The organism is Pseudaeromonas paramecii (genome assembly GCF_039540575.1).
Taxonomy (GTDB): Bacteria; Pseudomonadota; Gammaproteobacteria; order Enterobacterales; family Aeromonadaceae; genus Pseudaeromonas; species Pseudaeromonas paramecii.
In genome coordinates this window covers 152,172-166,291 of record NZ_BAABFC010000012.1, presented here as the reverse complement: position 1 = coordinate 166,291, position 14,120 = coordinate 152,172, and the positions used below count along the sequence as shown (strand labels likewise).

Genomic DNA, 14,120 nt, shown 5'->3' with positions numbered 1-14,120 from the left:
AATACTACAGCCGCCCAGGCCAGCACAAGCGCCAACCACTCACTCATGGGGTGTGGGTCGCCTTTATTTCAGAGAAAAAAACATCCCTTGCGCCTTTATAACCAGCACACTCGGCCAGCTGAATAAATTTGACCGCTTCCTCCAGTTTGTTTTCGCGGACGGCGCGACGAATTTTCTGATTATACGCCTGCTCATTCATAAGAGATGAGGCGGTCTGTGATGGGCAAGACGAATTTTCAATTGATGCTGTCTTGGCGATAGGGGCCACCACAGGGTCGGTTTTTTCGAAAATGACCTGTATGCGCCCAAGAGGAGAGTGTGGTACCTGCAAATTGGAAAACTTGCTAACATCACTAATGCGGTCATAACGCATGCTGTTTAGCAACAACTCCTCATTCAACCGGGTGCTGCCAACATAGTCTTGCGGCGTAGAGAAAAACACCAGATTGATGCGATTGTAACCCTCAGGCAAAATAAACTCGCCGTTATAACTTTGTTCAGGAGAGACACTCCCATCATAGGTAAAGTGTTCGCTATCAACCAAGCCGAGAACGTTATATTCATCATCCAGCACCATCACGGACGGAATGAAGACGGTGAAATCCAGTGGCGACTTGATGGTGACATGACGGCCAAGTCTTTTTGTATCAACAGAATAGGCCCCCACGTAACTCTTTCCAGAGTTGAACTTAAAAACTTGATGATCAGCCCCAATCTGCAGCCAGCTCTGCTCCTGTTCAATCGGTTGAAACTGGAGGTCTTCAATTTTGTCAACAGCCTGTTTGGCGTTTAATTCCAGACGCTGTGCACTCACCTGCTCCTGGAATGAACGGGCCCCGACAGCCGACTCGCCGGCAACAGGCTGATTTGGCTGAGTACTACATCCCAATGACAATAAACTAATCACCCATAAGGCAGCATTAGATATTTTTCGCATTCAGAGCTCCCATTGTCCCATCGCCGAACCAGCAAATAACTGGTACATCTTTACACCGTTTGCCAATTCAAATAGCCCCAAAACAAAAGCGGACCAGATGGTCCGCTTTTAGTATTACCACCACATGTCAGCCTGGATACCGACCAGGAAATCTTCGCGGCTCTCGAGCCAGCTAGCCTGATAATTCCGATCGATATAGGTAGCTAACAACCGGATTTCCGGTGAGGGACCGACGCCCGTATTCACAGTAAAGGTCGGCACCACGCTGATTTTGCTGGAGTGGCTACCCAAATTAACATTATCCACAATCAGGTTATTTTTGACATAGCCCAGCTCTGTCTGCACCGAGAAGAACTCGTTAATCGGGAACACAGGGCGCAGGGAGGCGGCATACCAGGAATCATGCCCACCCAGCTCGTAGTCGTTGTACTGGTAAGAGAAGGTCGGCAGGAATTGGAACTTGCCGCCATACCAGCCGCCCCAGGCAAACATGCGATATGACTGGTCGCCATCACGCACCTTCGTCTGATAAGGCTTATAACCGTCTTGCGTATCTTGCAGCGTCTTCTGGTACAGGGAGCCCTTGCGGTACATGGCGGTATTGGTCAAGTTGGCCCCCAGCAAATCCCCCGACCCCAGGCCACGCCCGGCCTGGGCAATGAACTTGGAAAAACCGCCCGGCAAGGTGAAGAAGTCTTCCCGTGAATAAATCACGGTTCCCTCAACCCCCTTGGTGGCGTATTCATTGCTGTCACCTTCGAAGCTGTTGTCCGGCATCTGCTTGGCGGCGATCTCAACATCCCATGCCCCGTACCGTGCGCTGGTATGCAGGGTATGCATGGTGGCGGCTGATCCATCGGGGCGATCGGTATGATCGGTATCATTGCTGTTGATATAGGCAAAATCCCACTTGCCCCCAGCCAGTTCCAGATCCTTGACGCCAGCCCCGGTACCGGAATAGTCGGTATAGAAGAAGTCGGTGGTCCAAATATAGTTTTCACGATCATAGTATCTCATCCCGCCCCACATCTTACCGGTCGGGGTAATACCGCCGAGTTCGACATAGCTTTCAGAGATACCCGTCTCCCGTGGTGCGGTACGAGTTTGCAGACCATCGCCGTCTGATTCGATATTCAGCCGAATATCCACTGACTTACCACCGCCCAGATCCCACAGTTTATTCAGCCGACCTTCCCAGCTATTATCTACCTCGGCGCCCAGACGCCCCATAGACTTATCAATTTCATCGGCGTAACCGGCCTTGCTAAAATCATCCTTGGCATCAAACAAAGATCCCGCACGAATATAGCCGTGAAAACCAATTGACTCAGAGGCAACCACAGCGTTCGAGGACAAGACGCCACCGGCCAGCGCAATGGCAAGCGCCAGATAAGATAGTTTCATGATAATCCCTTAATTTATAAAAGACGGTATGATTAGAGTTTCTTGCAGCCGACATCTGCCGCAGCCGTTGCCTCAGTCAGCAAGGCGACATTGGCCAAGGCGAAATTCATCCCACTCATTGAGTCCCAGGCACCAGACACATAAATGACCTTCTGTACCGAGTTCATATTGCTCACGGGAATCATGGCGTTATAGGGATAATGGCAGCGATACCAGGTACCATCGGCAGGCACGGCGTCGGCATTAAGGGTGACAAAGGTTCCATAATCCGGGCCAGCGGTGCCATCTGAACGAATTTGTAATTCAGGCGAATCACCGTAGCTGTTGACCTGAATATCAAAGGTCATGCTGCCATCCTGATAGGAGGACAAATCACCGGCTGAATTATCGGCGCCAAAAAACAACCCGCCATTCCCCGGATAATTTGCGGTCAGCACACCGTTCTCATCAGTGGTCTCCACCCCAAAGCTGTTGAGGGGGTAATCCGCATTGAGGGAGGTCGCGCTGGTGACATCGCCGGAGTAATAAATGGCCGCATCGCCACTGACCAAGGCCGGTGCGGAATTCACCCCTGAGCCGGTATCCGGCGCCGGCTCACTGCCGTCTTCACAGGTGACAGGATCCACAACCGGGCTATCGGTGGTGGTCAACTCGTAGCGAACATTGGTGATTTCGTAATCGAACTTCTCCGTGGTGGCCAGATGGAACGGCGTGTGCACGGACGACAGATTGACCGCGGTAGCCCCAGGGAAGGGCTTCATGCAAGCCACCGGCACCACCAGTTTCTGCCAGTTGCCATCACTCGCCAGGTACTTGGCGATCGGCAGGCTGCTGCGATTCGGGTATTCGTTATCGATGGATACCGACATGCTCTGCGGCACGGCACTCTTGGCACGCAGCTCGAAGGTAACGAAGCCACCGGCATACTGGCTCAGATTGATGGCCGAGTCGCTCTTGAGCATGAAGGTGCCGTCGCCGTCGCCACTCACCTGCACATCGGCGGCATCGTTCTCGCCTTCATGGTTGATCAAGACGGCACTGATACTCTGCAGGGCCACAGGCGTGGCACTGACCGCCTGGACGGACCAGCCATCCCTCTCGGACTGCACCATGGGTGCGGCAGAGCTGGCAGCATCCTTGCCAAAAAACAGGCTGGAGGTGCCATCATCCGTCGGCGGGGTGGACCCACCGCCAGAGTTGCTACCAATATTTTCCGCCCCGCCGCAGCCGGCAAGCAGCGCGGCCGCTATCAAGGACAGGTGAATTCCTTTTTTTACAGTCTTCATGATGGCCCTCCATCCAAGCCATGGAATCATTCTGAGTTTGGTTACCCTCCGCGCCATGCAATCGATATCAAGCCGTGTCGGAGTTAGCTTGATTCTTATGAAATCGATTTCCAATGCAATAAGAATCCGTGTTACTTTTCGTGTTTCGTGCAGCAAGTCACAGATGGTGGCCGGGCCAACCCCTGTCAGTAGGCGGTGTAGCCGGAGGCGCTGGCGGCATGAGCCAATTTTTAGCGGTCAGCCAGGGGCCATTGCCTGTAGCTCACCCTGGCAATCCCGCGAGACGGTCATAGGGGTGAAAATCGCTCACCAGGCATCGATTTCAAACAAGTCTGGCTTGACTGACCGTGCCGGAGGGCGCCTTAGCGGCCCAGCGACGCTTAGCGCCGGCCAGGAACAGACCCGACTCGCCTGCCGGTGCAGACAAGCGGTAAGCGGTAAGCGGGACGGCCTAGGCGCAACGGCACCGGCCATGGCTCGCCAACCCCGTGTCCTTCCGGCGGCCAAACAGACCGTTTGTCCGGGCAGTTGATCCGGTTAATCACTCGCGGCGATAATGGCCGTCGCTTCGGGAATCACGCCTTGGGCTATGGAATCGGCCATGATCCCATTCTATTCCCTTCGGCCAACACGGTTATTCGCTGAGCGGCCGATGAATAACCTTGGCGGCACGTTTTGGCATGGAGAAAATAAGCCTCAATTGGTGCACAAATACCATCCTGTTGGTTAAACAGGCCAGAGCATCGGCATAATGAGACTTATATGAACCCCGGCGTTCTTTTCTAGAACGAGGGAATGTGCATGTATTAGACTGATTGGCACCTTGCTTGTGAGCGGGCGTCGTCAATGCTGTTACAATGTCTGTGGTTATAGGGATCCTTTGCATGCATAACATTATTTCCAGAATCTCGTTACTGTTATTACTGGGGTTATCACTGGGGCAAACCTTCGCGACCACACTGACGATCGCGTCATATCCCAACTTCGACACATCAGTGCGTGAGATAATACAAGAATACGAAAAAGCAAACCCTGATATTAAAATTCGCCTTGTCAGTCTGTCTTATTTTGACCACCACAACAGCCTCTACACGGCATTAAAAACCAACACCCCCATTGCCGACGTGGTTGGAATTGAACAGGATTACATCTCTAAATTTGTTTATTCCGGCAAGCTGGCCCCCATCTCCCATGCGCCCTACGATGCCGAAAAATATATCGACCAGCTCACCCCCTTCATGGTGGTCAATGCACGTGGTGAGGATGGGCAACTGTATGCCATTCCTGCCGATATAGGTCCGGGAACCCTGTTTTATCGCCCCGACCTGCTGGCACGCGCCGATGTGGACATTGAGGCCATGACGACCTCCTGGGATGCGTTCATTGAGGCTGGCAAGCAATTGAAAAAACAGGGTGTTTACCTGTTGGCCAATGCCAGTGATATCAAGGATGTGTTTATTCGCACCGGGATCCAGTCCGGTGAAGGCATCTATTTCGATCAACACGGCAAAGTACTGGTCAACAGCCCGCGTTTTGTGCGGGCGTTCGAGCTGGCCAAACAGGTCCGCACCGCCGGACTCGATGGCCGCTTGCAAATCTGGAGTAATGATTGGGCGGAGAGTATCCGCCGAGGACACATAGCCACGGCGATGATGGGGGCCTGGTTCACCGGCCACCTCGCCTCATGGATAGCGCCCGAGGAAGCCGGAGCGTGGCGCGCCCACCAGCTGCCTGGCCATGTCTATGCCAACTGGGGCGGCTCTTACTATGCCATCCCGCAGAGTGCCGCGCACAAGCCCGAGGCCTGGGATTTCATCCGCTACATGACCCTCAACCCCCAGGTACAACGCCGCCTGTTCACTGAGCTCGACACCTTTCCGGCGTTGCAGAGCGCACAATCGGACGACTTGCTGTCCCGGCCCGTTCCCTACCTGGGCAACCAGCCGGCCGGTCGCTTGTGGCAAACCGCCGCCCGCGCCATGCCAGCCATAGTGGCAAACAAGCATGACGCCTTCGCCGCCGATATCGTCAGGAAGCAGCTGGATCTGGTGCTGGATAGTCACAAGGACATACCCCGGGCACTGGCCGATGCCGAGCGCCAGATAACGCGGAAACTACAGCGGCCGTGAGTCCTATCTGATGCGCTATCGGATCCTGGCAGATAAGCGTCTGATCCCCTATCTCTATCTGACGCCCTTTATCCTGCTGTTTCTCGGCTTCACGCTGTTCCCGCTGCTGTACTCCCTGTGGATGGCGCTGCACTTGCCCGGCGAGTCTGGATCCTGGCTGGATATGACCTTCAGCGGGCTGGCGAATTTTCGCTATGTCATCGAGGACGACTGGTTTGGCGTCGCCCTGCATAACACCCTGTGGATCGCCCTGCTTGCCGGCCTGCCGCAACACCTGATTGCGATTCCCCTGGCCAGCTTCCTCTATCGGCACAGCCGGCGGAAAAATCTGTTCTCGCTGTTCTTCTGCTTCCTGCCCTATCTGACCTCGTCGGTTGTGATAGCCCTGGTATTCAATGCGCTCTTCTCCCGCGACTATGGCCTGATCAACCAGTTGCTCGACACCCTGTGGCAATTGGTACACCCCGGTGCGCCGCTTCAGATCGACTGGTACGATGCCGAGCATATCCGTTGGCTGATTGCACTGGTCGTCTGCTGGAAGCATACCGGCTGGAATACCTTGCTCTATCTATCGGCGATGCGGAACCTGAACAAGGATCTTTTTGAGGCTGCCAGCCTCGAAGGGGCGGGGTTCTGGCGCCAACTGGTCATCGTCGTCATTCCTGGCATCAAACCCGTGCTGCTGCTGGCGCTGGGGCTAACCCTGGTGGGCAACCTGCAGCTGTTCGACGAGGCCTATCTGTTGACGGCCGGGACCGGGGGAAGTGGCCAATCGGGGCTGACACTCATGATGTATATCTTCAATCTGGCCTTCGTCGAGGGCGATTATGCGCTCGCCTCGGCGGCCGCCTGGCTAATCACAGTGCTGCTATTGCTTCTGCTGCCCATCGTTAAAAAGGTGATTCGCCATGAATAAGAATGGCCGCACGCACCTGGTGACCGAATTTTCTCTGCTGGGGATTTTAGCCCTCACACTGTTTTTTGCCTTGCCATTCTGGTTCATGTTTGTATTTGCAACCCACACGGATAGCGCTATCTTTTCCGTGCCCACCCCAATCTGGTTCGGCAATCAGCTGCAGGAGAATTATCAGTCACTACTGCGCCACTTGCCGGCATTCTGGCTGAATGTGAAAACCAGCCTCTATATCAGCTCCGCCACGGCGCTATTGAATATTCTGCTCTGCGCCTTGTCTGGCTGTGCTTTTGCCATCTATGACTTTCCCGGCAAGGGGTTGCTACTGAAAGCCGTGATACTCTCTCTCTTATTTCCGTCGGTCCTGACCATGATGCCGACCGCCATCATGGTCTCCTTCTTAGACTGGTTTAACCAGCCGAGGGCACTGATTATTCCCGCCGCATGTGGTTCATTTGGAGTCTTATTTATCAAGCAATATATCGAGCAGGCCATCACTCAGGACATGGTGGATGCCGCCCGGGTGAATGGCTGCAATGAATTACAGGTGTTCCGCCATGTGGTGTTGCCTGCCATCACGCCGGCACTGGCCTCGGTGGGATTGCTGACCTTCATTGGTGCCTGGAATAACCTGCTCACCCCCCTGATAGTGCTTAAGGACCCCAATCTGTTTACCGCCCCCCTGGCCTTGCGCTCCCTGCAAGGCGTTGGCGCCATGCCCTGGGGTGCCATCTGTCTGGGCGCCAGCCTGACCACGCTGCCGTTTGTGATACTGCTGGCGCTGACCGCCCGCTGGATTTACCGGGTCACCTATCACAACGCCGAGGTGTGAACGCCCGCGCCATGCCGTCCGCGCCCCCTCTCAGCCCGGGCCAGACAAAAAAGCCGGAACCCAGTCATGAGTTCCGGCTGTTTACCGCACAGGGGCGTTATTGCATCTGGCGACGATAGACCTCGACCAGCTCGGTGGCCAGTTCACGGCACAGGATGGAGGTCATCAGGTGATCCTGGGCATGGACCATGACCAGCGTCATCTTGGTCTTGCCCTCCCCCTCATCGGCCTCGATGAGCTTGGTCTGCACCGCATGGGCGGCCTTGCCCGCCTCGGTGGCCTCGGCCAGCAGGGCGGTCGCCCGTTCAAATTGGCCTTCCCGTGCCTGGCGCAACGCCTCAAAACACAGGCTGCGGGACTGACCGGCATTGACGATAATGCCCATGACTGCTTCTTCTAAATCCAACATCTTGACCTCTTAAAAACCATTATTGCGGGAAACGTCGGCAAACCATTCGCCACTCTTCTTTACCGTGCGGATCTGGGTGTTCAGATCCAGGCTGATGAAGCCATAGCGATTCTTATAGGCATTCATCCATGACCAGTTATCGATAAAGGTCCACAGGTGATAGCCACGGCAATGGGCCCCTTCCTGAATAGCCTGATGCATCCATTTGAGGTGCTCACGGATAAACTCGATCCGATAGTCATCCTTGACCTGACCATCATCGGCAATAAAGCGCTGCTCGTTTTCCACACCCATGCCGTTCTCGGAGATATAGCAATCGATGTTGCCGTAGTTATCTCTGAGGTTGATCAGAATGTCGTAAATGCCCTTCTCGTAAATTTCCCAGCCCCGATAGGGATTCATCTTGCGGCCCGGCATCTCGTAATTTTCGAAGAACCAATCCGGCATAAAGGGCGCATCCGGGCAAATGGCCGTCATGCGGGCCTTAACGCGGCGCGGCTGGTAATAGTTGATGCCGAGAATATCCACCTTGCCTTCGGCGATGGTCGCCAGATCATCGGCCTCATAGACGGGCAGCTGATCATGCTGCTTGAGCAGGTCCACCAGCTCTTCGGGATAGCAGCCCTTGACGGCCGGATCCAGGAAGGCCCGGTTGAAGAACAGATCGGCGATAAAGGATGCCTTCAGATCCGCCGGATGCTCTGAACGGGGATAGGAGGGCGTCAGGTTCAGCACGATACCGATACGGCCCGCCAGCTTGAGCCGGCGATAGCAGCGAACCGCCTTGCTGTGGGCCAGCATCATGTTGAAGGCCACTTGCGCCGCCATGCGGAAGCCGAACTTGTTCGGGTAATGGAAGTCGTACAGGTAACCGCCCTCGACCACCACCACAGGCTCGTTGAACGTCATCCAGCAGGCCACCCGATCGCCGAACAGCTTGAAACAGATCTCGGCGTATTTTTCGTAGGCCTCGACGGTCTCCCGACTCTCCCAGCCGCCCCGCGCCTGCCACAACAGCGGCATGTCAAAGTGAAACAGGCCGATGAAGGGGGTAATACCATTCTCGAGCATGGTATCGATGACATTGTTATAGAAGTCGACCGCTTCCTGATTGACACTCACCCCGTCCGGCATCAGCCGAGCCCAGGAAATGGAGGTCCGAAAACTGTTGTGACCAATCTGCTTCATCAGTTCAATATCTTGCCGATAATGCTGATAGAAGGTTGAGGTTTCCGCCGGTCCAACCTGACCATGGAATCGATTCGGTTCTATTTCAAACCAGTGATCCCAAATTGTTTTTGCTTTGCCACCTTGTACGGCAGCCCCTTCTGACTGGGCAGCAGACGAAGCGCTGCCCCACCAGAAACCCTCTGGAAATTGATATTTCATCGTATTCATCCCCACCGCGAAAATCGCAGGACAACTATTAAGACTAATCAGGCCTGAGTCGCTACCGGATCCAGATCGGCTTGCTCTTTCTCTTTGCGCGTTTCCTCATCCTGCGCATCCTGTTGCACCAAGGTGCGCTCATAGGCCTTAACGAACGGGTAATACATCAGTGCGGCCATCGCCATACAGATGAAGCACATGATGACGGGGGCAATGGCCCAGTTGGTGGCCCAGGAGGCGCCAATCGGTGCGGGTGTCGTCCAGGCTGTCAGCATGACCACCTTTTCCACCAGGCCGAAATCCACCACAAACCAGGCGAGCACGGCATTGATCACCGGGATAAAGATGAACGGCAGGAAGAAGATGGGATTCATGATGATGGGCGCACCAAAGAGGATGGGCTCATTGATGTTGAACATGCCCGGCACTATCCCCATACGACCAATGGTCCGCAGGTGCGCCGCCTTGCTCCGGATCAGCAGCATGGCCAGCGGCAAGGTTGAGCCCACCCCGCCAATAAACAGGAAGTGGTCCCAGAAACCCTGGACGAAGGTGTGCGGTATCGGCTGACCGGCGGCCAGTGCGGCCTGGTTGGCGGCCAGGTTGGCCATCCAGAACGGGTTCATGATGCCGGTGACAATCATGGTGCCGTGGATACCGGCAAACCACAGGATCTGACACAACAGCACCGCCAGGATCACCGCCGCCAGACTATCGGACGCCGCCACCAGCGGCTTGAGCATGGCCATGATGGCCTCCGGCATAATCATGCCAGTGGCGGATTGGATCAGCAGATTCAGCGGATGCAGCGTGGCCATGATGGCGATGACGGGGATCAGCACCTCAAAGGATCTGGCCACCCCACTGGGCACCTGCTCCGGGAGCTTGATGGTGACATTGTTCTTTTTCAGCCAGCGGTACACTTCGGTCGCATAGATGGAGCAGAGCAACGCGGTAAAAATGCCCTGACCAGACAGATACTGAGTGGAAATGGCACCATTTTTAAGATCGGCCGCCACCAGCATAAAAGACATCAGCGACAACAGGCCGGTCGTAATCGGATCCAGCGAGTAATGCTTACCCAGACTGGCACCGACCCCCATGGCGATGAATAGGGTCATCAACCCCATACTCATATTAAAGGGCAGCATCAGTTCATCGCGATATTCGCTTGAAAAATCCAGCCAGGCCCGGGCAAAACCCCATGTCGTATCGGCAGAGATGGGCGGGAATATAAATACCAGCATGAAGCTGCCGACAATCATGAAAGGGAGCGCGGCAATAAATCCATCGCGGATCGCCAGCACATAGCGCTGCTGCGCGATGACGCCGGCCATGGGCGCTAACCGTTGCTCGATCACTTTGACGAGCGCGTTGTAGAGTGAACTCATTTTCTCTTCATCCTCACCAGGGCCATCAGTCGATCATGCTCAGTGCGAAATCCAGTACCTTGTCACCGCGCTGCATGCCGTAGTCCATCATGTCAATCGCTTGAACCTTGATGCCGTAGGGCGCGGCCTTGGCGGCCAACTCCTGTTGCATGTACTTGATTTGCGGGCCTAAGAGTACGACCTGATATTTCGGCATCTGCTCGTCGAACTCGACGGCGCCAAAGGCCTTGATATCCACCGCCAAACCACGGTTACCGGCCTCCACCAGCATCTTCTTCACCAACATGCTGGTCGACATCCCAGCAGAGCAGCACAACATGATCTTTTTCATGGGAATCCCTCCGTATAGAAATCTAGCTGCAATATAGATCCAGACTCCCGACACAGGAAATCGATTTCACGATGATTTTCTATAAGTGTGAACAGGATCACCAAGCCGCTCATGGCAGCGCCTAGCGAAAATAGCTCGTATAATATTGATATATATGGCTTTTATTTACGTTGATTTTCATGCTTCACCAGGAACATACAATCCGAAGAATGACAGGGGCATCGATTTCACGTGAAACTGCCAGGCGCCCGCCACCGCTGCCGCCCCTGGGCTGGGGGATGGAAGCCGTGCTGACCGTGGCGACAGGATCAGAACGCCTTGAGGCTCATTACTGTGCCCATGCCCTGCTGTCAGGTTGCAACGCCCCCAGGCCGGCCAGGCAGATAGCGAGGGAATGCCACTCAGCGCCCGGGCGCCTCGCCGGGCGCCATCTGCTGAGGGCACCGGCGTTGCCTGACCAACAGAAAGGGCGCCGTATCGGCGCCCTTTCCTCGGTGTTATGGCGGACTATTCCCAGGGGCTAAAGCCGACGTAGTCGTACTTGCCATAGGCCGGCATGTCGTTGTAGCTGCTGGGGGGGAAGCTTGGGTTCGCGCTGATCCAGTTGTTCATAAACAGCTGCATATAGCTGGTCACCGGTCTGTCGACCCGGCGCACCGTCACCCATTCGTTGGTGTCCCGGCTGAAAACCTGCCAGGTCACGCCGTAGGCATCTATCGAAAAGGCGTAGCGCTCCATCTTCCAGATGGACAGGCCGTACTGGCCGACATCGATGTCCATCGGGTGCTGCACGCCGCCGATCCAGACGTTGGTATGCAGCAGATTGGTTCCCCCCATCAGCTCAATGTCCACCTCATAATGGCTGGACGTCCCGGCCGTGCCGGTATAGGTGAAGAAGGAGGTAATGGTGCCGGGCACACCGGCGGCGGACATCTGCACCTCGTAACGGCCCCGGCGCATATAGCGGGTACTCCGCAGCTCCCCACAGGTTTTATATCCGCCATCATTCTTGGCCAATAACACCAGCCGCCCGTTTTCTGTCCAGATGTTGTTGGCTTTCCAGGTGCAATCAAACTCAGCACCGCCATTTTTCCAACCGTCTGACTTGCTCCATTCCAACCCGCTCCAGCCCCAGGCATTGGCACCTTGTGCCGAGAGCCCACTGAGGAGCAGAATGGAAACCATTACTGGCAATTTACTCATTTTCATTTTTTGTTACCCTCCTTATGTTGTTTTATGAACATAACCAGGCAGCAAACTGAAATAATGGAATGACATCGCATCATTTATTTTTCATCGGTGATGAAACAAATTTAAATTTTTGAGCAATGCAAAATGCGAATCAAACAACACGGAAATAAGAAGCCCGCAACAAGCCGCCACAATATATGAGTCAGGCCATTTTTCATCCTGAAATTAATATTGTGATCCTGAAACCAGCCGCAGGGCCTGAGGGTTAGGGATACCCAAAAGAAACGGCGCCCGCAGGCGCCGTCGCTGCCACGATCTGGCCTCAGATCTGGCTGATCACCTGTTGCTTGGGCAGGCGGGACTTGGGCAGGCCGGCGTTGAAATCCTCGTCGCTGCGATAGCCCAGGCTCACCGCCACCAAAGACCGCAGCCCCTTGTCCGCCAGCCCCAGCTCGGCGTCGATGGCGGCAAAGTCCAGCCCTTCCATGGCGGTGGCATCGATCCCCAAGGTGGCGGCCCCCAGCAACAGACTGCCCAGGGCGATGTACACCTGCTTCTCCATCCAGTAGGGCAGATCCTGCAGTGTCTCCTTGTGCAGGGCCACGTAACCGGCCCGCACCTTGCCGCCCATCTGCTTGGCGGTCTCGTCGGCGAAGCGACCGTCCGCAGCCTCCTGCGCCAGCACCGCCGCCAGGTGCTCCTCGCTCAAGTCCGTGCGCACGCACAGGATCACCAGATGGGAGGCGCGGATGATCTTGGGACCGTTGTAGGCGAACTGATCATGGGCCCCCACCTGGGCGATGCGGGCCTTGGCCTCGCTGCTGCCGGCGAAGATGAAGTGCCAGGGTTGGGAGTTCACCGACGAGGGCGCCAGTTGCAGCAGGGTCTGCAGCTGCCCCAGATCCGCGTCGCCGATGCGGCGGCTGTCGTCATAGGCCTTGGTGGTATAACGCTGTTTGGCCAATTGGCTCAGAGTCATGATGTGCTCCTGATGATGATGCGCGTCCTATCAAACGCCAGCGGCCAGCGGTTGTCAAACCAGGCGGGCCAACCCGACCGGGATCCCAGCCCAGGGCCTTTTCCCTGCCAAGAGTGAGGATTTTGCGGCATACTCGGCGCCCTCGCCGTCAATCCCGCAAGGAGAGCCTTTGTTTTCTCGATCCCCCCGCCCCCTCCTCGTCTGCCTGCTGCTGACCGCCCTGCCGCTCCAGGCCGAGGTCTGCCGCCAGGATAATTTTGACAAGGCCACCGCCGTCTCCGAGCGGCTGATGCAAAAGGAAGAAGCACTCAGCGACCGCCTGCTGGACTATCTCAAGGATGCCCGGGCCGAGTTTTTTGCCCATGAGCAAAGCAGCCAGCATCTCACCCGCCAGGGGCTGATCGGCTGGGAGAAACAAGCTGGACGCAGCCTGGCCGCGCAAACCGAACACATGGTCAGCCGGCTGGAGAGGGTCGAAGCCCTGGAAGGTCGGCTGATGTTTGTGGAAGACAACCTGCCCGGCGCCCAGAACCTCTGGCGTCTGCTGATCAAGCACTGCCGCCAGGAAGACTATCCGGAGCGGGCGGAGATGGCCCGCCACAACGGCCGAATCCTGGCCGGGCTGACCGACGATCTGAAGACGGATCGCCGTACCCAGGCCGTCTTGCTCGACACCTACGGCAAGGAGGTGGATCTGCTCAAGGCGGCGAATCAGGCCCGCGACCGCATGGCCAAGCAAGAAGCCCAACGGCAGGCCAACCGGGCCAAGCCCGGCGAGGCGCCCTGGCCGGGCATCTTCGACAAGAACCGCAAGTTCAACCCGGAGAAGATCGTCTGGAAGGATGGCATCTGGTCCTGCGCCCACTACCGGGCGGACGGCGTGTGCAGCCAGGTGGTCCGGGTGAAGGATATCCCGCCAGACTAGGGGA

At 56.0% G+C, this 14,120-nt stretch carries 13 protein-coding genes; 4 read left to right on the top strand and 9 right to left on the bottom strand.

Annotated features, from left to right (window positions below; translation table 11 throughout):
- Positions 1–43 precede the first annotated feature (43 nt).
- The 3 genes from ABD847_RS09415 to ABD847_RS09405 all read right to left on the bottom strand — a co-directional run bounded on the left by ABD847_RS09415 (position 44) and on the right by ABD847_RS09405 (position 3,627).
- Positions 44–937, bottom strand: a complete 894-nt coding sequence (locus tag ABD847_RS09415) for a MalM family protein (protein ID WP_345012303.1) — start codon at positions 935–937, stop codon at positions 44–46.
- A gap of 114 nt (positions 938–1,051) precedes the next feature.
- Positions 1,052–2,341, bottom strand: coding sequence for a carbohydrate porin (locus ABD847_RS09410; protein WP_345012301.1), 1,290 nt, complete (start codon positions 2,339–2,341; stop codon positions 1,052–1,054).
- Between the two features lie 32 nt (positions 2,342–2,373).
- Positions 2,374–3,627 (bottom strand): putative glycoside hydrolase, encoded by a 1,254-nt coding sequence (locus ABD847_RS09405; RefSeq protein ID WP_345012299.1) that lies wholly within the window; start codon positions 3,625–3,627, stop codon positions 2,374–2,376.
- An 884-nt stretch (positions 3,628–4,511) separates the two neighbouring features.
- Here ABD847_RS09405 and ABD847_RS09400 point away from each other — a divergent pair.
- From ABD847_RS09400 to ABD847_RS09390, 3 genes are read left to right on the top strand one after another with little or no spacing between them, the layout of a single operon-like run.
- Positions 4,512–5,756, top strand: a complete 1,245-nt coding sequence (locus ABD847_RS09400; RefSeq protein WP_345012298.1) for an ABC transporter substrate-binding protein — start codon at positions 4,512–4,514, stop codon at positions 5,754–5,756.
- A gap of 10 nt (positions 5,757–5,766) precedes the next feature.
- The gene (locus tag ABD847_RS09395) at positions 5,767–6,672 is read left to right on the top strand and encodes a carbohydrate ABC transporter permease (protein WP_345012296.1); all 906 of its coding nucleotides are present in this window, start codon (positions 5,767–5,769) and stop codon (positions 6,670–6,672) included.
- The gene (locus tag ABD847_RS09390; RefSeq protein WP_345012294.1) at positions 6,665–7,501 is read left to right on the top strand and encodes a carbohydrate ABC transporter permease; all 837 of its coding nucleotides are present in this window, start codon (positions 6,665–6,667) and stop codon (positions 7,499–7,501) included. The genes ABD847_RS09395 and ABD847_RS09390 overlap by 8 nt, the downstream gene beginning before the upstream one ends.
- Before the next feature lie 97 nt (positions 7,502–7,598).
- On the opposite strand, the gene ABD847_RS09385 is transcribed toward ABD847_RS09390, so the two are convergent.
- The 6 genes from ABD847_RS09385 to nfsB form a co-directional block, all read right to left on the bottom strand.
- On the bottom strand, positions 7,599–7,910 hold the full coding sequence (locus ABD847_RS09385) for a PTS lactose/cellobiose transporter subunit IIA (protein ID WP_345012293.1): 312 nt from the start codon (positions 7,908–7,910) through the stop codon (positions 7,599–7,601).
- A gap of 9 nt (positions 7,911–7,919) precedes the next feature.
- Positions 7,920–9,299: a glycoside hydrolase family 1 protein gene (locus ABD847_RS09380; protein ID WP_345012291.1), complete on the bottom strand. Its 1,380-nt coding sequence runs from the start codon at positions 9,297–9,299 to the stop codon at positions 7,920–7,922.
- A gap of 47 nt (positions 9,300–9,346) precedes the next feature.
- Complete coding sequence (locus ABD847_RS09375) at positions 9,347–10,690, bottom strand: PTS sugar transporter subunit IIC (protein WP_345012288.1); 1,344 nt, start codon at positions 10,688–10,690, stop codon at positions 9,347–9,349.
- Positions 10,691–10,715: 25 nt separating this feature from the next.
- On the bottom strand, positions 10,716–11,021 hold the full coding sequence (locus ABD847_RS09370; protein ID WP_345012285.1) for a PTS sugar transporter subunit IIB: 306 nt from the start codon (positions 11,019–11,021) through the stop codon (positions 10,716–10,718).
- A 507-nt stretch (positions 11,022–11,528) separates the two neighbouring features.
- Positions 11,529–12,230, bottom strand: coding sequence for a family 16 glycosylhydrolase (locus ABD847_RS09365; RefSeq protein ID WP_345012283.1), 702 nt, complete (start codon positions 12,228–12,230; stop codon positions 11,529–11,531).
- Between the two features lie 304 nt (positions 12,231–12,534).
- Positions 12,535–13,191, bottom strand: a complete 657-nt coding sequence (nfsB, locus tag ABD847_RS09360) for an oxygen-insensitive NAD(P)H nitroreductase (RefSeq protein ID WP_345012281.1) — start codon at positions 13,189–13,191, stop codon at positions 12,535–12,537.
- A 169-nt stretch (positions 13,192–13,360) separates the two neighbouring features.
- Between nfsB and ABD847_RS09355 the strand changes: the two genes are divergently transcribed.
- The gene (locus ABD847_RS09355; protein WP_345012279.1) at positions 13,361–14,116 is read left to right on the top strand and encodes a hypothetical protein; all 756 of its coding nucleotides are present in this window, start codon (positions 13,361–13,363) and stop codon (positions 14,114–14,116) included.
- Positions 14,117–14,120: the final 4 nt, after the last annotated feature.